This window comes from Streptomyces sp. RK62 (genome assembly GCF_018070255.1).
Classification (GTDB): Bacteria; Actinomycetota; Actinomycetes; order Streptomycetales; family Streptomycetaceae; genus Streptomyces; species Streptomyces nigra.
Genome location: NZ_JAGPYD010000017.1, coordinates 150,649 through 166,808, shown reverse-complemented (window position 1 = coordinate 166,808; position 16,160 = coordinate 150,649). Strand labels below are relative to the sequence as shown.

Genomic DNA, 16,160 nt, shown 5'->3' with positions numbered 1-16,160 from the left:
CGCACGCGATCGCGTGCGGGGGCTCGTCGTCGTGTCCCCAGGTATATCCAGTCCTCAGGGGCGATTTCAGGACAGGAGTAGACCTCACCCGCTGCTGATGCCGTGCTCGCTCGCGGTGTTTGCTGAGCGAAGACCATGAGTGTGACAGTGCATGGTCAAGATTTGGGGGGTGTGTGCGTGTGTTCTGTGCCCGTCCTGAAGTCGACCTTGTGTCCTCCTGTCGAACATAGGAATAGTGAGGCCTGTTCAACCGGCGCGGGTGTGGCTTTTGTTGTGAGTCGTCCCCGTGGCCGTACGCCTTCCGGTCCGACGAGGTCCCCACAACCTTTCGGACCGACCCCCCACAGGAGGACGTGAGTTGAAGCACCGACGCATACCCAGGCGCCGTGTCGCCGTGGCAGGTGCGGGCATCGCCGCACTGGTCGCCGCCGGCGTGACGTTGCAGTCCGCGAACGCGAGTGAGACGCCGGAGGCCTCCGCGCCGAAGACCCTGTCGGTCGGCGCGGCCGGAAAGCTCGCCTCGACCCTCGTGAAGGACCTCGGCGCCGACGCCGCGGGCACCTACTACGACGCCCAGGCCAAGAGCCTCGTCGTGAACGTCCTCGACGAGGCCGCCGCCGGCGCCGTCGAGGCGGCCGGCGCCAAGGCGCGGGTCGTCCAGAACTCGCTCGCCGAGCTCAGAAGCGCCCGCACCACGCTGAAGCAGGACGCCACCATCCCCGGCACCGCCTGGGTGACGGACCCGACCGCCAACAAGGTCGTGGTCACCGCCGACCGCACGGTCTCCAAGGCCGAGTGGGCCAAGCTCACCGAGGTGGCCGACGGACTGGGCGCCACGGTCGAACTGAAGCGCTCGAAGGGGGAGTTCAAGCCCTTCCTCGCGGGCGGTGACGCGATCACCGGCGGCGGCGGGCGGTGCTCGCTCGGCTTCAACGTCGTCAAGGGCGGCGAGCCGTTCTTCCTGACGGCCGGGCACTGCACCGAGTCCATCTCGACCTGGTCCGACTCCAGCGGTCAGGAGATCGGCACCAACGCGGACTCGAGCTTCCCCGACAACGACTACGGCCTGGTCAAGTACTCGGCCGACGTCGACCACCCGAGCGAGGTGAACCTCTACAACGGTTCCACGCAGGCCATCAGCGGTGCCGCCGAGGCCACCGTGGGCATGGCGGTCACCCGGAGCGGTTCGACCACCCAGGTGCACGAGGGCAAGGTGACCGGCCTGGACGCCACCGTGAACTACGGCAACGGCGACATCGTCAACGGGCTGATCCAGACCGACGTCTGCGCCGAGCCCGGCGACAGCGGCGGCTCGCTGTTCTCCGGCGACAAGGCGGTCGGCCTCACCTCCGGTGGCAGCGGTGACTGCACCTCCGGCGGCGAGACCTTCTTCCAGCCGGTGACCGAGGCGCTCTCCGCCACGGGTACCGAGATCGGCTGACGCCGCTTTCACGAGAGCCCCGCCCCCGCTGTCGGGGGGCGGGGCTCTTCGCCGTCCCCTCACGGGGTGGCGGCGGTCTCCGTCCGGTCCCGGTCCCGGCCCCTGCCCCGCAGTACTGCCGTCAGCAGGGCGACGACCGTGCCGCCGACCGCCCACGCCGACAGCACCAGCAGGGAGCCCGTGGAGTCGTTGCCCTTGAAGTAGGCGATCGAGCGGGCCGCCCAGGTGCCAGCCCCCGGGGGCAGGGCGGGCCCGATGTCCCGCCAGAACGGGGGGAGGAGCGGGGGCGGGAGGGCGCCGCCCGCGCTGGGGTTGCCGAGGATCACCACGATCAGGATGGCCAGGCCGATGCCGGCCATGCCGATGAGGGACTGGAAGGCGAGGGTGGCCGCGCCGACCGCGAAGACGGTCAGGGCGCCCAGGCCCCACAGCGCGGCGGTGCTGCCCGGGAGCGCGCCGAGGATCGGCCCGACGATCAGCGCGCCGCCGAGCCCCGCGACGACGGCGACGACGGCCATCGAGAGCAGCCGGATCAGGGTGCGCCGTGGGGTGGGGCTGCGGGCACCGGAGCTGATCGTCATGATCGACGCGCAGAGATAGCCGCCGACGCACCAGCCCACGACCAGATAGAAGGACGTGAGCCCGTTGGCGTCCTGCGGGTCGGCCGGGACCACGTCGACGGTGCGCAGGGTGCGGTCCTGGGTCCGCTCCAGGTCGGTGAAGACGGTCTCCAGTGTGAGGGCCAGCACCCGCCCGGCCCCCGTCGAGACCAGGAGGGTGTCCCGGGTGCCGGCCGGGTCGATCACCAGGGCGCCGTAGATGTCGCGGTTCACGATCTGGGCGCGGGCCGTCTCCGCGTCGGGGAGTGCCCGGGGGTCCAGGGGGCCGTCGGGCAGCGCGGACAGCCGGTCCACCGTCTGCTCGGCGACCGCCGGGGGCGCCACGACACCGACGGGGACGTCCTTGGGTTTCGGGTCGTGGAGGGCGCCGACGTACGAGGTGATGAAGAGCAGGCTGAGGGCGAGCACACCGGCCACGAGCAGGGTGGCCCGGGGGGTGACGGCCTCCTTCACCTCGGCGAGGAAGGGGCTGGGCTGCGTCATGCCTCAACGCTCCGGGGGGAGGGGTGTCCGCGCAGGTGGGGGAGGACTGAATGAGTGTCGTACGGGTGTTCGATAAGGGCCCGGAGATGGTCTATGGTGAGGGAGTAGGGAACTGATGTTCGAGGGTCGATCTCGGGCCCGCCAGGGAGGTGCGTGTGTCGGGCTTCACGCATCTGCACACCGTCTCCGGGTTCTCCCTGCGGCACGGCGCCTCCCACCCGGAGCGGCTGGCCGAGCGGGCCGCCGAGCGGGGCATGGACGCCCTGGCCCTCACCGACCGCGACTCGCTCTCCGGCGCCGTCCGCTTCACCAAGGCCTGCGCCACGGTCGGCGTACGTCCGCTGTACGGCGTCGAGCTGGCGGTGGAGGAGTCGGCGCCGCGCGAGGAGGCGCCGGGGCGCCGGCGGACCCCGGTGCGCGGCGGCGCGTTCGTCGACGAACCCGCGCAGCGCGTCACCTTCCTCGCCCGGGACGGGGCCCGCGGCTGGGCCGACCTGTGCCGGCTCGTCTCCGCCGCCCACCGCGGCGACGGCCCGCCCCTGCTGCCCCGCGCCGACAACCACGGCGACGGGCTGACCGTCCTGCTCGGCCCCGCCTCCGACGTGGTCCGCGCGCTCGCCGCGGGACGCCCCGACCGGGCGGCCCGGCTGCTCGCCCCCTGGCGGGAGGTCTACGGCGACGCCCTGCGACTGGAGGCCGTATGGCACGGACGGCAGGGCACCGGCCCGGGGTCGCTGCGGCTCGCCGCCCGCACCGTGGGCTTCGCCGCCGAGCAGCGGATCCGGCCGGTGCTGAGCAACGCCGTGCGGTACGCCGACGCCGGCCTCGGGCCGGTCGCCGACGTGCTGGACGCCGCGCGCCGGCTCGTGCCCGTCGACGCCCTCGGGGAACGGGACTCCGGTCAGGCCTGGCTCAAGGGCCCCGAGGAGATGGAACGGGCCGCCGAGCGGATCGTGGAGGCGGCGGGCTTCCGACCCGGCACCGCGCGCCGGCTGCTGGAGCAGACCGCGGCGACCGCCGCCGAGTGCCGCGTCGACCCCGAGGACGACCTCGGCATCGGCACCGTCCACTTCCCCGAGCCGTATCTCGTCGGCGCCGGCCGGCGCACCGCCCAGCGGGCGCTCGCCTCCCGGGCGGTGGCCGGAATGGTGCGGCGCGGCTACGACGGGCGGCGGGCGTACTGGGAGCGGATGCACCACGAGCTGGACATCATCGCCCACCACGGGTTCGCCTCCTACTTCCTGACGGTCGCCCAGGTCGTCGACGACGTACGGGCCATGGGCATCCGGGTGGCCGCCCGGGGGTCCGGCGCGGGCTCCCTCGTCAACCATCTGCTCGGCATCGCGCACGCCGACCCCGTCGAGCACGGGCTGCTGATGGAGCGGTTCCTGTCCAAGCGGCGGCTGGTGCTGCCGGACATCGACATCGACGTGGAGTCCGCGCGGCGGCTGGAGGTCTACCGCGCGATCATCGACCGGTTCGGGAGCGAGCGGGTCGCGACCGTCTCCATGCCGGAGACCTACCGGGTGCGGCACGCCATCCGGGACGTGGGCGCGGCCCTGTCGATGGACCCGGCCGACATCGACCGCATCGCCAAGTCCTTCCCGCACATCCGGGCCCGGGACGCCCGCGCGGCCCTGGACGAACTGCCCGAGCTGCGCCGGCTGGCGGGGGAGCGGGAACGGTACGGCAGGCTGTGGGAGCTGGTGGAGGCGCTGGACGCCCTGCCGCGCGGCATCGCCATGCACCCGTGCGGGGTGCTCCTGTCCGACGCGACCCTGCACGCCCGGACGCCCGTCGTGCCGACCAGCGGCGAGAACCTGCCCATGTCGCAGTTCGACAAGGAGGACGTGGAGGACCTCGGGCTGCTCAAGCTCGACGTCCTCGGGGTGCGGATGCAGTCCGCGATGGCGCACGCGGTCTCCGAGGTGGAGCGGGCCACGGGCGAGCGGATCGACCTGGACGGGGTGCCCGACGGCGACCCGGCGACCTACGGGCTGATCCGGTCCACCGAGACGCTCGGCTGCTTCCAGATCGAGTCGCCGGGCCAGCGGGACCTGGTCGGACGGCTCCAGCCGGCCACCTTCCACGACCTCGTCGTGGACATCTCGCTCTTCCGGCCCGGACCGGTCGCCGCCGACATGGTGCGGCCGTTCATCGAAGCCCGGCACGGGCGGGCGCCGGTGCGCTACCCGCACCCCGACCTGGCGGAGCCGCTGCGCGACACGTACGGGGTCGTCGTCTTCCACGAGCAGATCATCGACATCGTGCACCTCATGACCGGCTGCGGACGGGACGAGGCCGACCGGGTCCGGCGCGGGCTCTCCGACCCGGAGTCACAGGCGCGGATCCGGGTGTGGTTCGCCCAGCATGCGGCGGCCAAGGGGTACGACGCGGAGACCATCGGGCGCACCTGGGAGATCGTCGAGGCCTTCGGCTCGTACGGCTTCTGCAAGGCGCACGCGGTCGCCTTCGCCGTGCCGACCTACCAGTCGGCCTGGCTGAAGGCCCATCACCCGGCCGCCTTCTACGCCGGGCTGCTCACCCACGATCCCGGGATGTACCCGAAGCGGCTGCTGCTCGCGGACGCGCGGCGGCGCGGGGTGCCGATCCTGCCGCTGGACGTGAACGTCTCGGGCGTCACCCATCGGATCGAACTGGTGTCCGACTCGGGGAAGTCCGGCGGCACCTGGGGGCTGCGGCTCGCCCTCTCCGACGTGCACGGCATCAGCGAGGCCGAGGCGGCCCGGATCGCGGCCGGACAGCCGTACGCCTCCCTGCTCGACTTCTGGGAGCGGGCCCGGCCCAGCCGTCCGCTCGCCCAGCGGCTCGCCCAGGTCGGCGCGCTGGACGCGTTCGGCGCCAACCGGCGGGACCTGCAACTGCATCTGACCGAGCTGCACCGGGGTGCCCGGGGCGGCGGCGGGGACCAGCTCCCGCTGGCCGGCGGACGGCGGACGGCCGCCGCCGGACTCCCCGACCTGACCTCCGAGGAGCGGCTCAGCGCCGAGCTGGGAGTGCTGTCGATGGACGCCTCGCGCAATCTCATGGACGACCACCGGGAGTTCCTCCAGGAGCTGGGCGTGGTCGGCGCACGCCGGCTGCGGGAGGCGCGGCACGGGGAGACCGTGCTGGTCGCGGGCGCCAAGGCGGCCACCCAGACCCCGCCGATCCGGTCCGGCAAGCGGGTCATCTTCAGCACGCTCGACGACGGGACGGGCCTGGTCGACCTCGCCTTCTTCGACGACTCGCACGACGCCTGCGCCCACACCGTCTTCCACTCCTGGCTGCTGCTGGTGCGGGGCGTCGTGCAGCGGCGCGGGCCGCGCAGCCTCAGCGTCGTGGGCTCCGCCGCCTGGAACCTCGCGGACCTGCTGGAGGTGCGCCGGAGCGAGGGATTGGAGGGTGTCGCCGCCCGGCTGGCCGGGGACGGCGGCCCCGTGGACGGTTCCGACGGCGAGGGAGCGGCGCGGCGCCGGCTCGCCGGGTCCGAGGGGGCGCCCGCGCCGGCCGGCTCCGCGGCCCAGGACGGGATGGAGCGGCAGCGGACCATCCGGATGTCCACGGGGTACGAGATGCACCCCTGGGCCGATCTGCGTCCCGCGGGTGAAGGGCCCGCCGGAGGGCGGAAGTTGTGGCACCAGAGCCCGGGGAGCGCGGGATGACCGCGCCGGCCGGTCTCCCGGGAGCCGGGTGAACCTCAGCGGGCCCACGGGGGAGCGATGCGTGTCCCGTCCGCGAGTTCCGCCTCCAGGCCGACGAGCGTGGTCACCCAGGTGATCGCGGGACGTGTGCCCGGGTTCTCGACGGTCAGGGTGGCGCCGGCGTTGACGATGAGCGTGTCGCCCGCGGTGACGTCGGTCGTCTCCCCGTCGAGGGTGACGCGCAGACCGCCGTCGAGGATGTGCAGGATCTCCTCCTTGCTGACGGTGTGCGCGGGGGCGCGGGTGCCGGCCGGCACCTCGCCGCGCCAGGCGCACAGCTCCCGGCTCCCGGTGAGCGGGGTGGCGTACGAGACGAAACGGGCGCCGTGCATCTCGTGCACCACGGCTTCGGACGGACGGACGACAGGCATGACGGACTCCTCCATGACGATCCACGATGGTCAAGCAGCTTGACTATGCGCCTATATGGTCAACCTGCTTGACCAATTGGTCAAGGGTGTTTCAATGCCCGTGTGCAGAACTCCGACGCCATGGCCCTGTCCGCCGCCCTGCTCTCCGCCGCCGGCGACCTCACCCGGCGCATCCACGACGGCGTGGTCGGCCGGGGGTTCGACGGGGTGCGGCCCGCGCACGGGTTCGCGTTCGCCCGGCTCGCCCCGGACGGCGCCACGGTCACCGAGCTCGCCACCCATCTCGGGGTCACCAAACAGGCCGCGAGCCAGCTGGTCGACGAGATCGTGCGCAAGGGGTACGCCGAGCGCCGGCCGCACCCCGGGGACGCCCGCGCCCGGCTGATCGTGCTCACCGAGCGGGGGTGGGCCTGCACCCGCGCCGCCGAGGAGGCGGCGGCGGAGGTCGTGGGGGCCTGGGGCGAGGTGCTGGGCGAGGACGGCCTGCGGGCCCTGCTGCACGCGCTGACGCGGATCGCCGTGCACGGTCCGGTCCGTCCCAGTTGGTGACGTCCTGTCAGGGGCCTTATCAGATACCGCGGTTACCGCTGCGGTTATCGCTGGAAGTTTTTACCGACGCGTAACTTCCCACCGCCTGCTACTCGCCCGTAACTTGACGAGTGAACAGCATCCTTCGTGATCCGGATCACAGGGCGTAAGGCCGTCGTACCTCCCCCGAGTCGCGAGGAGATCACCCGATGCTGCCCTGGAAACGAATGCTCAGACCGCTGGCCGCGCTGCTGCTGACCGCCGCGGTCGCTGTCGTCCCCGCCACCGCCGCCCAGGCCGCCCCGACGGCGGCAGCACCCAGCAGCGGCTGGAACGACTACTCCTGCAAGCCCTCCGCCGCCCACCCCCGCCCCGTCGTCCTCGTCCACGGAACGTTCGCCAACTCCGTGGACAACTGGCTGTTTCTCGCGCCCTATCTGACCGACCGGGGCTACTGCGTCTTCTCCCTGGACTACGGCCAGCTGCCGGGCGTGCCGTTCTTCAACGCCCTCGGCCCCATCGACAAGTCCGCCGAACAGCTCTCCGCCTACGTCGACAAGGTGCTCGCGGCCACCGGCGCCGGCAAGGCCGACCTCGTCGGCCACTCGCAGGGCGGCATGATGCCCCGCTACTACCTGAAGTTCCTCGGCGGCGCCCCCAAGGTGAACGCCCTCGTCGGCATCGCGCCCAACAACCACGGCACGACCCTGTCCGGGCTCGCCAACCTGCTGCCGTACTTCCCCGGCGCCGGCGACCTCCTGAACGCCGCCACCCCCGCCCTCGCCCAGCAGGTCGCCGGGTCCGACTTCATGGAGCGGCTCAACGCGGGCGGCGACACCGTCCCCGGAGTCCGCTACACCGTCATAGCCACCAAGTACGACGAGGTGGTCACCCCCTACCGCACCCAGTTCCTGTCCGGCTCCTCCGTCAAGAACGTCCTCATCCAGGACAAGTGCGCCCTCGACCTGTCCGAACACGCCCTGGTGGGCCTGACCGACCGCATCGCCTTCCACGAGGTGGCCAACGCGCTCGACCCGGCCCGCGCCACCCCCACGACCTGCGCGTCCGCGATCAGTTGAGCGGCTGACCGCGGACACACCGCCGGGGCCTGACCGGCCTGAGCCGCCGTTCAGGCCCCGGAACCCGAGGGATCAGCGCCGGGCGCCGCCCGCAGCCCGCCGGCGCACCGACGCGAACAGGACCGCCGAGCCGAGCGCCAGCGTGGCCGCGCCGCCCACCGCCAGATACCCGGTGGAGGCGTCCCCTCCCGTCTCCGCCAGGTTCTCCCCGGCGGAGGCCGCCTTCGGCCGGTTGGCCTGGGCGGCGGCGGGCGTCGGATCGGCCGCGGCCGGCTCCGCCGACGTACGGGCGTCCTGGTCGCCGTGGCCGCCGTGCTCGACCGTCGACTTCTCCGTACCCGCCTCGATCTGCTCCTCGGAGGGCGCGGAGGCGCTCGGGGCCGCCGGCTCCTGCGAGGCCGGCGCCTCCGGAGCCTGGTTGGAACCGTCGCCGAAGGTGACGTCCGAGCAGGAGTAGAACGCCTCCGGGCTGTCCGAGCGCTGCCAGACCGTGTACAGCATCTGCTTGCCGGACCGCTCCGGGAGCCGGCCGGAGAAGGTGTAGAAGCCGCCCTCGGCCGCCGGGTCGGTGGCGGTCGCCACCGGGTTCGCCAGATCCAGGTCACCCCAGGCCAGCGGCTTCGACGGGTCGTAGCCCGGCTTGGTGACGTACACCTTGAAGGTGCCCTTGTGCGGGGCGGTGACCCGGTACTTGAAGGTGTACGACCCGCTGCTCACGCTCGTCGCCGGCCAGTCCGCGCGGGCCAGGTCGAGGCCCTTGAACTCCGCGTTGTTCGCGCTGCACAGCTTCCCGTCCGGGATCAGCTCCTGGTGCCGGCCGCCCGCGTCGCCGATGCGGATGCCGTTCCAGTCGTACAGGGCCTGGGTGCCGCCGGCCGCGACGGCCGCCTTGCACGCGGCGGACTTCGGGCTCTCCGGGCCCTCCGCGTAGCACTGCGAGACCCGGCTGACCGGGTCCCCCAGCGAACCGTGCGCCGAGGCGGGCGCGGCGGCGAGAGCGGTCAGGGCGAGCGGCGTCAGACCGAGCGCGGCGACTGCGGCGGCCTTGCGGCGTGCGGGCATGGCTGATCTCCTCGTGGGGCCTGGTGCAGGGGGTGAATCCCGTGGGGGCGATCAGAAGTTAGCCCGGATGAACGCCGAAATCGCCTGCCGGAGAGGGCTGATGGCGATCTTTAGGGTCGCCTTAAGGAAGCGCTCAGACTGGGATCAGGTAGCTACCGTCGTCCCATGACGAGCGAGCTGATCCGGCCGGCCACGGCCGCCGACGTACCGGCCGTGCAGGCCGTGATCGACGCGGCGTTCACGCCGTACATCGAGCGCATCGGGGTGGTGCCCGTGCCCATGGAGGCCGACCACGCGGCGAATGTGGCGGCGGGGAAGGTGTATGTGACGGGGCGGCCCGTGACCGGGCTGGTGGTGATCGAGGCGCACCCCGACCATCTGTACCTGGACACCGTCGCCGTGCACCCCGGCGCCCAGGGGCAGGGCGTCGGGGGACGGCTGCTGCGGTTCGTCGAGGCACACGCGCGTGCCCTCGGCCTGCCGGAGGTCAGGCTCTACACGAACGCGATGATGTGGGAGAACCAGAAGATCTACCCGAAGTACGGCTACGAGGTCGTCGAGCGGCGCGTGAGCGGGCCCTACGACCGCCTGCACTACATCAAGCGGCTCGGCTGATCCGGTCCGGTACGGCGGACGGCGCGGCGTCTCAGCCTTCCGGCCACCAGGTGCGGGCGATGTCCTTGCGGATCTCGGGTCGTCCCGACGGGGACTGATCCGCCTCCTCGCGAACCCTGCGAGCATCCGACTTCTTCAGGGGCTTCTGCACGGTTGTCCGGCGCATGGCTGCCTCCTTCGGTGCAGTGCCTACCGTGTTCCGCGTTGGCACGGAGGTAGACGCGTCCGGGGAGAGTTCCTCATCGCCGCAGGTCCTGTCAGTGGCGGCCGTCACGAATCCCGTTGTCAGTGGCGGGTGTCACGATGGGCCCATGACGAACGGTGAACAGTCTCTGAGCAGTGCGTACACGGACTGGGACGCCGCCGCGCCCACCTTCGACGACGAGCCCGACCACGGTCTGCGCGACCCCGAGGTGCGGCAGGCCTGGGCGGACCGGCTGCGCTCCTGGCTGCCCGCCCGCCCCGGCGACGTCCTCGACATCGGCTGCGGCACCGGCAGTCTGTCGCTCCTCGCGTCGGAGCAGGGACACCGGGTGACGGGGGTCGACCTGTCGCCGGCGATGGTGGAGCGCGCCCGCGCCAAGCTCGCCGGGCGTGACGCGGTGTTCCTCGTCGGTGACGCGGCGGGGCCGCCGGTCGGCGAGGACCGGTTCGACGCCGTGCTCGTCCGGCATGTCCTGTGGACGCTCCCGGACCCCGCGCGCGTGCTGCGGCACTGGGTGGGGCTGCTGCGGCCGGGGGGACGGGTGGTGCTGGTGGAGGGCGTGTGGGGCACGGTGAGCCCGGCCGGCATACCGGTGGACCGGCTCACGGGCCTGCTCGCCCCGCTGGCCGGGGACGTCCGCGTGGAGCAGCTGTCGGACGACGCCCGGCTGTGGGGGAGGAGCGTCACCGACCAGCGGTACGCGGTCGTCGCCGTTCCGCGGTGACCTGCCGGCGGTCGTCGCCGTTCCGCGGTGACCTACCGCAGGAGCGACTCCAGGCCGCCCTCGCCCCTCGCGCGCGCCTCCAGCTCGTCCAGGGCGGCGACCGCCGCGGCGGCGGCCCCGGGGTCGGTCTCGGCCAGGCAGCTCTCGGCGAACTCGTCCTCGTCGAGCCGGCGCACCTGCGTCCCGTCGGCCGAGCACCACAGGTCCAGGTCGAGGTCCTCCACGACCAGCTCGCCGCCGGCCAGCGCGGCCGGGCGGGTCACGTCGCAGTACCAGCCCTTGCGGGTGCCCGAGGCGGCGCGGACCTCCTTCACCGAGTACCAGCGGTCCCGCCAGTAGTACTCGGTGAAGACGTCGCCCGGCTCGAAGCGCACGAAGCCGAAGTCGCGGACCCCGGAGCCGGCCCACGGGGCGCGGACGGCGACGCGGACGCCGTCGTCGTCCAGCAGCTCCGCCGCGTAACGGATCTTCGTACGCCCGCCCTTGACGAGCACCACGTCCAGCCGGCCGGGCCGGTCAGCCGAGTTCGCGGACATGCCGCACCTCCGTCGCACAGATCTCGTAGCCGAGCCGGCGGTTGATCGCCAGCATGGGCGCGTTGTCGCTGTCGTTGCCGGTCAGGGCCTCCGTGTACCCCGCCGCGCGGGCGCGGTGCAGGGAGTGGGTCTTGGCCAGTTTGGCCAGGCCCCGGCCGCGATGGGCGCGTGCCGTGCCGGTCATGGCCGTCGCGTAGCGCGTGGCGCGGTCCGTGTGCGCGACGCTGAAGGCGACGGGACGGCCGTCGGCCACGGCGACCGTGGTGAGGTCAAGGTCGAGGAGGGGGTGCTGCCAGGTCTCCCGCAGCCAGGCCTCGTAGTCGGTCAACTCGGCCTGTACGTCGCTCGGTTCGTCCGACGTGGCCTCGGTGTCCAGCAGGAACAGCGGGCGCGGGTCGTCCGCGAAGTCCGCGGCGGTGCGCAGTTCGACACCGGGCGGCGGGTCCTGGAGCGGGGGAAGCGCAGCGCCGGCCAGGTCCAGGCGCAGGAAGTGGGAGGAACGGCTGGGCCGGTAGCCGCGGCGCTCGGCGAACGCGCGGTGCCCGGGCTCGTCGAGGACCCAGGAGAACAGCCGGGTCGCGCCCCGCGCCGCCAGATGCTCCTCGGCGGCCCGCACCAGCAGCCGGCCCGCGCCGCGCCCCGTGCGGTCCGGCCGTACATAGACGTTGAGGTAGCCCTGGCCGGGCTCCGGGCTGTCGTACGCGAGTCCGGTCTGGGCCGTGCCGATGGTCTCACCGTCCTCCTCCGCCACCAGGGACCGGTAGTGGGCGTGGGGGTGGGTGTGCGTCTGGTGGTGGCGGACCGCGTCCGCGTTCCACAGCATGTAGGGAAGGCCGAGGTGGCGGCAGTGGACGAACCGCTCGACGTCGTCGGGGTCTTCGCCGCGCAGGTCGCGCACGATCACGGTCATGGCGCGCACGCTAGACGGGGAACCGCCGGGGGTGCCTCTCATTTTCCGGCGGGTACGGGAGAATCGGCCTGTGACCTTGAAGATCCACATCGACGACAGTGCCGTCGCGCCGTACGAGCAGGTGCGGGCGCAGATCTCCGAGCAGGCACGGTCGGGGGTGCTGCCGGTGGGCTACCGGCTGCCGACCGTGCGCGGGCTCGCCCAGTCGCTGGGCCTGGCGGCCAACACCGTCGCCAAGGCGTACCGGGCCCTGGAGAGCGACGGGGTGATCGAGACGCGGGGCCGCAACGGCACCTTCATCGCCGCCGCCGGCTCTGCCGCGGAACGGGAGGCGGCGTCGGCCGCCCAGGTCTACGCGGAGCGGGCCCGCCGGCTCGGCCTGGACGAGGACGCGGCGCTGCGGACCGTACGGGACGCGCTGCGGGCGGCCTACGAGGACTGAGCCGCCTTCTCGGCCGGGCCCGGCAGGCGCTCCGGTGTACGGGTCGGCTCGCGGCCCGCCCGGCGCGCCGCCCGCGCGAACGTCATGGCGTCCTCGACCGCCGCGCCCGTCGGGTCGTTGTTGAAGTACGCGTACACGTCCTCGTCCGCCGACCAGGTGTCGGCGATGCGCCGCACCCAGGTCTCCAGCGCCTGCCGGCCGTAGTGCGGCCAGTGCCGGGCGCGGCCCACATGGAAGCGGACGTACCCCCAGCCGGCCGTGCGCCACAGCGGGGTCACCGGGCGGGACTGCACGTCGGCCCAGCACAGGGCGGCGCCCCGGGCCTGAAGGACGTCCCGTGTCCCGGACGTCCACCAGCTGTCGTGCCGGGGCTCGACGGCGACCCGGACGCCCGCCGGGAAGCAGGCCAGGCAGGCGTCCAGCAGTCCGGTGTCCGCCCGCAGTGTCGGCGGCAGCTGCAGCAGGACCGGGCCCAGCCGGTCGCCGAGGCCCTCGGCGTGGGTCATCAGCCGCTGCACCGGCTCCTCGGGGTCCCGCAGCCGTTTGATGTGGGTCAGATAGCGGCTCGCCTTCACCGCGACCACGAAGTCGCCGGGCACCCGCTCCCGCCACGCCTCGAAGTTCTCGCGTGACGGGAGCCGGTAGAAGGCGTTGTTGAGCTCGACCGCGGCGAAGTGGGCCGCGTACTCCTCCAGCCAGCGCCGCATGGGCACGTCCGCCGGGTACAGGACGCCGCGCCAGTCCCGGTACTGCCACCCCGAGGTGCCGACGAACAGGGTCATACGTCCACTAAAACACCTACAGGTACAGCCCGGCGTCCGCGCCGTCCCGCGGGTCCGGGAGCGATGTCGGCGAGGTGCCCCGCTTCAGCGCGTACAGCTCGGCCAGGGTGGCGCCCTCGCGGCCCACGCCCTCGTCCGTGCCGAGCCAGCCGATCGCCTCCGGGCGGGTCAGCGGCCCCACCTCGATGCGGGCCAGACAGCGGCCCGGGCGGACCACGGCCGGGTGCAGCCGCTCCAGGTCCTCGTTGGTGGTGACGCCGACCAGGACGTTGCGGCCCTGCCCGAGCAGGCCGTCGGTGAGGTTCAGCAGCCGCGACAGCGCCTGGCCCGCCGTGTGCTTGGCCTCGCCCCGGATCAGTTCGTCGCAGTCCTCCAGGAGCAGCAGCCGCCAGCGGCCCTTGCCGGTGGAGTCGTCCTCGCCGATCGCGATGTCCATCAGATACCCGACGTCGCCGAACAGCCGCTCGGGGTCCAGGACGCAGTCCACCTGGCACCAGTCGCGCCACGAGCGGGCCAGCGTCCGCAGCGCCGACGTCTTGCCGGTGCCGGGCGGGCCGTGCAGCAGCAGGAGACGGCCCGCGATGTCCTCCGGCGTCGTCTTCATCAGCCGGTCCATCGCGTCCGCCACCGGCGCCGTGTAGTTGGGCCGCACCTCCTCCCAGGTGCCCGCCGAGATCTGCCGGGTCGTGCGGTGCGGGCCGCGCCGGGGGGAGACGTACCAGAAGCCCATGGTCACGTTCTCCGGCTGCGGTTCGGGCTCGTCGGCGGCGCCGTCCGTCGCCTCGCCCAGCACACGCGCCGCCAGCTCCTCGCTGGTGGCGGTCACGGTGACGTCGGCGCCGCGGTTCCAGCGCGAGATCAGCAGGGTCCAGCCGTCGCCCTCCGCCAGCGTGGCGCTGCGGTCGTCGTCGCGGGCCGCGCGCAGCACCCGCGCGCCCGGCGGCAGCAGGGTCGCCCCGGACCGGACGCGGTCGATGTTCGCCGCGTGCGCGTACGGCTGCTCGCCCGTCGCGAAGCGGCCGAGGAACAGCGCGTCGACGACGTCGGACGGCGAGTCGCTGTCGTCGACGTTGAGCCGGATCGGCAGAGCGTCGTGTGGGTTCGCAGACATGCGGCCATGATCCGTCACAGCCGGTCGCCGTGCACCCGGTTTCCCCGTCGCGTCCCCGTCCCGTGCCGCCGGTGGACCGTGTGCCGCCGAAACCTGCCCAGGCGGCGGTCACCCCCGTTACCGTTGTCCTTGATGGGACGTCATGGGTGGAATTCGGGGGCACGGCGGTGGCGGCTCACCGCGCTGCTCGGTGTGGGCGCGGCGGCTCTGGCCCTGCTGGTGACCCTCCTCAGCACACTGCCGGGCAACGGCGTGGACACCGGCGGCACCACACGCGACGGGGACAAGGTGCACGGCACCCCCACGGCCGCCCCGCACGCGAAGGACCCGGAGGTCGGCTGGGGGTTCACCCACACCCAGCACAGCGCCGACGAGGGCGCCCCGGCCGCCGTGGCACGCGTCGAGCGCCGGATCGCCGGCGACGGGGGACTGCCGCAGATCCAGCACCTCATGGGCTGGGGCGCCGACAACCCCGAACCGGTGCGCGGGCGTTACGACTTCGAGGCGATGGACCGGCGCATCGACTTCGTCCGCGCCTCCGGCGGCACCCCGGTCGTCACCCTGTGCTGCGCACCGGACTGGATGAAGGGCGGAGAGCCCGGCGTCGACGCCACCGACTGGAGCCAGGCCGCCCTGGAGACCGCGCCCGACCCCGAACACTTCGACGACTACGCGGCGCTCGCCGCGACCGTCGCCAAACGCTACCCGGACGTACGGCACTTCATCGTCTGGAACGAGTTCAAGGGGTTCTGGAACGACGCCGAGGGCCGCTGGGACCACGAGGGCTACACCGAGCTGTACAACCTGGTGTACCGGGCGCTGAAGAAGGTCGACCGGGACATCATGGTCGGCGGGCCGTACCTGGTGATGGACAGCGTCGACCCGCGCGCGCACGAGGCGTCCAAGGCCGTCACGGGCCCTTGGGGCGCCCTCGACCGGCGGACCGTCGACGCCTTCCGGTACTGGAACGAGCACAAGGCGGGCGCCGACTTCGTCGTCGTGGACGGCTCCAGCTACACCCGCGACGACGAGCTGCTGCCCGACGAGTTCACGGCCACCGGGAAGTTCACCGACGTCAGCCGCTGGGTGCGCGAGCAGACCGGCGACCTGCCGCTGTGGTGGGCGGAGTACTACGTCGAACCCGCCGACGGCGACGACGAACGCGAGGGCTGGTCCGAGGCCCGCCGGGTCGCCGTGCACGCCACCGGGCTGATCGCGCTGGCCGAGGGCGGCACCACCTCCGCCTTCTACTGGAACCCGGAGAACGAGACGGGCACCGACTGCGCCGGCTGTCTGTGGACGCCGACGGACACCGCGCGCGGCGGCGCCGAACTGCCCATGTACGGCCTGCTCGCGCGGTTCGGCGCGGAGTTCCCGCCGGGGACCCGGTACCGGAAGGTGTCCGTGGACGAGCCCGGAGTCCGGGTGCTCGCCGCGGACGAGGTGATCCTCGCCGTGAACACCCTCGACCGGCGCACCACCGTGAAGATCGACGGCAGGAAGACCGAGCTGCAGGCCTACGAGGTCAGGTGGCTCGGACGCTGAGC

The 16,160-nt window shown here is 72.9% G+C and carries 16 protein-coding genes; 8 read left to right on the top strand and 8 right to left on the bottom strand.

Features of this window, described 5'->3' with window-relative positions; genetic code table 11:
* Positions 1 to 358 precede the first annotated feature (358 nt).
* Positions 359 to 1,441: a S1 family peptidase gene (locus tag KBY32_RS29685; protein WP_055622775.1), complete on the top strand. Its 1,083-nt coding sequence runs from the start codon at positions 359 to 361 to the stop codon at positions 1,439 to 1,441.
* 59 nt (positions 1,442 to 1,500) lie between these two features.
* Here KBY32_RS29685 and KBY32_RS29680 read toward each other — a convergent pair whose 3' ends face one another.
* On the bottom strand, positions 1,501 to 2,544 hold the full coding sequence (locus tag KBY32_RS29680) for a DUF3533 domain-containing protein (protein WP_210982272.1): 1,044 nt from the start codon (positions 2,542 to 2,544) through the stop codon (positions 1,501 to 1,503).
* 155 nt (positions 2,545 to 2,699) lie between these two features.
* Between KBY32_RS29680 and KBY32_RS29675 the strand changes: the two genes are divergently transcribed.
* On the top strand, positions 2,700 to 6,209 hold the full coding sequence (locus tag KBY32_RS29675) for a DNA polymerase III subunit alpha (protein WP_210982271.1): 3,510 nt from the start codon (positions 2,700 to 2,702) through the stop codon (positions 6,207 to 6,209).
* 35 nt (positions 6,210 to 6,244) lie between these two features.
* Here KBY32_RS29675 and KBY32_RS29670 read toward each other — a convergent pair whose 3' ends face one another.
* Positions 6,245 to 6,619: a cupin domain-containing protein gene (locus KBY32_RS29670; RefSeq protein ID WP_055622950.1), complete on the bottom strand. Its 375-nt coding sequence runs from the start codon at positions 6,617 to 6,619 to the stop codon at positions 6,245 to 6,247.
* Between the two features lie 102 nt (positions 6,620 to 6,721).
* Between KBY32_RS29670 and KBY32_RS29665 the strand changes: the two genes are divergently transcribed.
* Both KBY32_RS29665 and KBY32_RS29660 read left to right on the top strand, forming a co-directional pair.
* Positions 6,722 to 7,168, top strand: a complete 447-nt coding sequence (locus KBY32_RS29665; protein ID WP_055622778.1) for a MarR family winged helix-turn-helix transcriptional regulator — start codon at positions 6,722 to 6,724, stop codon at positions 7,166 to 7,168.
* Positions 7,169 to 7,356: 188 nt separating this feature from the next.
* The gene (locus KBY32_RS29660; protein WP_210982270.1) at positions 7,357 to 8,226 is read left to right on the top strand and encodes a triacylglycerol lipase; all 870 of its coding nucleotides are present in this window, start codon (positions 7,357 to 7,359) and stop codon (positions 8,224 to 8,226) included.
* A gap of 72 nt (positions 8,227 to 8,298) precedes the next feature.
* Here the strand turns inward: KBY32_RS29660 and KBY32_RS29655 are convergent, their stop codons facing one another.
* Positions 8,299 to 9,288 (bottom strand): lytic polysaccharide monooxygenase, encoded by a 990-nt coding sequence (locus tag KBY32_RS29655; RefSeq protein WP_210982269.1) that lies wholly within the window; start codon positions 9,286 to 9,288, stop codon positions 8,299 to 8,301.
* Positions 9,289 to 9,453: 165 nt separating this feature from the next.
* Between KBY32_RS29655 and KBY32_RS29650 the strand changes: the two genes are divergently transcribed.
* Positions 9,454 to 9,903 (top strand): GNAT family N-acetyltransferase, encoded by a 450-nt coding sequence (locus KBY32_RS29650; RefSeq protein WP_210982268.1) that lies wholly within the window; start codon positions 9,454 to 9,456, stop codon positions 9,901 to 9,903.
* A gap of 31 nt (positions 9,904 to 9,934) precedes the next feature.
* On the opposite strand, the gene KBY32_RS35735 is transcribed toward KBY32_RS29650, so the two are convergent.
* Positions 9,935 to 10,069 (bottom strand): hypothetical protein, encoded by a 135-nt coding sequence (locus KBY32_RS35735; RefSeq protein WP_107096784.1) that lies wholly within the window; start codon positions 10,067 to 10,069, stop codon positions 9,935 to 9,937.
* A 145-nt stretch (positions 10,070 to 10,214) separates the two neighbouring features.
* On the opposite strand from KBY32_RS35735, the gene KBY32_RS29645 reads away from it, so the two are divergent.
* Positions 10,215 to 10,832: a class I SAM-dependent methyltransferase gene (locus KBY32_RS29645; protein WP_210982267.1), complete on the top strand. Its 618-nt coding sequence runs from the start codon at positions 10,215 to 10,217 to the stop codon at positions 10,830 to 10,832.
* Positions 10,833 to 10,864: 32 nt separating this feature from the next.
* Here KBY32_RS29645 and KBY32_RS29640 read toward each other — a convergent pair whose 3' ends face one another.
* Both KBY32_RS29640 and KBY32_RS29635 read right to left on the bottom strand, forming a co-directional pair.
* A complete protein-coding gene (locus tag KBY32_RS29640; RefSeq protein WP_210982266.1) occupies positions 10,865 to 11,368 on the bottom strand; it encodes a DUF402 domain-containing protein in 504 nt (167 codons plus the stop codon).
* Entirely contained in the window at positions 11,349 to 12,278 is a 930-nt protein-coding gene (locus KBY32_RS29635; protein WP_210982265.1) for a GNAT family N-acetyltransferase, read from the bottom strand. The genes KBY32_RS29640 and KBY32_RS29635 overlap by 20 nt, the downstream gene beginning before the upstream one ends.
* A gap of 70 nt (positions 12,279 to 12,348) precedes the next feature.
* On the opposite strand from KBY32_RS29635, the gene KBY32_RS29630 reads away from it, so the two are divergent.
* Complete coding sequence (locus tag KBY32_RS29630) at positions 12,349 to 12,720, top strand: GntR family transcriptional regulator (protein ID WP_210982264.1); 372 nt, start codon at positions 12,349 to 12,351, stop codon at positions 12,718 to 12,720.
* Here KBY32_RS29630 and KBY32_RS29625 read toward each other — a convergent pair.
* Both KBY32_RS29625 and KBY32_RS29620 read right to left on the bottom strand, forming a co-directional pair.
* Positions 12,708 to 13,502, bottom strand: a complete 795-nt coding sequence (locus KBY32_RS29625; protein ID WP_210982263.1) for a DUF72 domain-containing protein — start codon at positions 13,500 to 13,502, stop codon at positions 12,708 to 12,710. The genes KBY32_RS29630 and KBY32_RS29625 overlap by 13 nt on opposite strands.
* Positions 13,503 to 13,518: 16 nt before the next feature.
* A complete protein-coding gene (locus KBY32_RS29620; RefSeq protein ID WP_151783261.1) occupies positions 13,519 to 14,613 on the bottom strand; it encodes a DUF5925 domain-containing protein in 1,095 nt (364 codons plus the stop codon).
* Between the two features lie 132 nt (positions 14,614 to 14,745).
* Here KBY32_RS29620 and KBY32_RS29615 point away from each other — a divergent pair, with 132 nt between their 5' ends.
* Positions 14,746 to 16,158, top strand: a complete 1,413-nt coding sequence (locus KBY32_RS29615) for a xylan 1,4-beta-xylosidase (RefSeq protein WP_210982262.1) — start codon at positions 14,746 to 14,748, stop codon at positions 16,156 to 16,158.
* The last annotated feature ends 2 nt before the right edge of the window (positions 16,159 to 16,160 follow it).

Bases quoted from the DNA above. Each gene is read 5' to 3' on its own strand.
- KBY32_RS29680 (WP_210982272.1), bottom strand. From the start codon at position 2,544: ATGACGCAGCCCAGCCCCTTCCTCGCCGAGGTGAAGGAGGCCGTCACC.
- KBY32_RS29670 (WP_055622950.1), bottom strand. From the start codon at position 6,619: ATGCCTGTCGTCCGTCCGTCCGAAGCCGTGGTGCACGAGATGCACGGC.
- KBY32_RS29660 (WP_210982270.1), top strand. From the start codon at position 7,357: ATGCTGCCCTGGAAACGAATGCTCAGACCGCTGGCCGCGCTGCTGCTG.
- KBY32_RS29655 (WP_210982269.1), bottom strand. From the start codon at position 9,288: ATGCCCGCACGCCGCAAGGCCGCCGCAGTCGCCGCGCTCGGTCTGACG.
- KBY32_RS29650 (WP_210982268.1), top strand. From the start codon at position 9,454: ATGACGAGCGAGCTGATCCGGCCGGCCACGGCCGCCGACGTACCGGCC.
- KBY32_RS35735 (WP_107096784.1), bottom strand. From the start codon at position 10,069: ATGCGCCGGACAACCGTGCAGAAGCCCCTGAAGAAGTCGGATGCTCGC.
- KBY32_RS29645 (WP_210982267.1), top strand. From the start codon at position 10,215: ATGACGAACGGTGAACAGTCTCTGAGCAGTGCGTACACGGACTGGGAC.
- KBY32_RS29640 (WP_210982266.1), bottom strand. From the start codon at position 11,368: ATGTCCGCGAACTCGGCTGACCGGCCCGGCCGGCTGGACGTGGTGCTC.
- KBY32_RS29635 (WP_210982265.1), bottom strand. From the start codon at position 12,278: ATGACCGTGATCGTGCGCGACCTGCGCGGCGAAGACCCCGACGACGTC.
- KBY32_RS29625 (WP_210982263.1), bottom strand. From the start codon at position 13,502: ATGACCCTGTTCGTCGGCACCTCGGGGTGGCAGTACCGGGACTGGCGC.
- KBY32_RS29620 (WP_151783261.1), bottom strand. From the start codon at position 14,613: ATGTCTGCGAACCCACACGACGCTCTGCCGATCCGGCTCAACGTCGAC.
- KBY32_RS29615 (WP_210982262.1), top strand. From the start codon at position 14,746: ATGGGACGTCATGGGTGGAATTCGGGGGCACGGCGGTGGCGGCTCACC.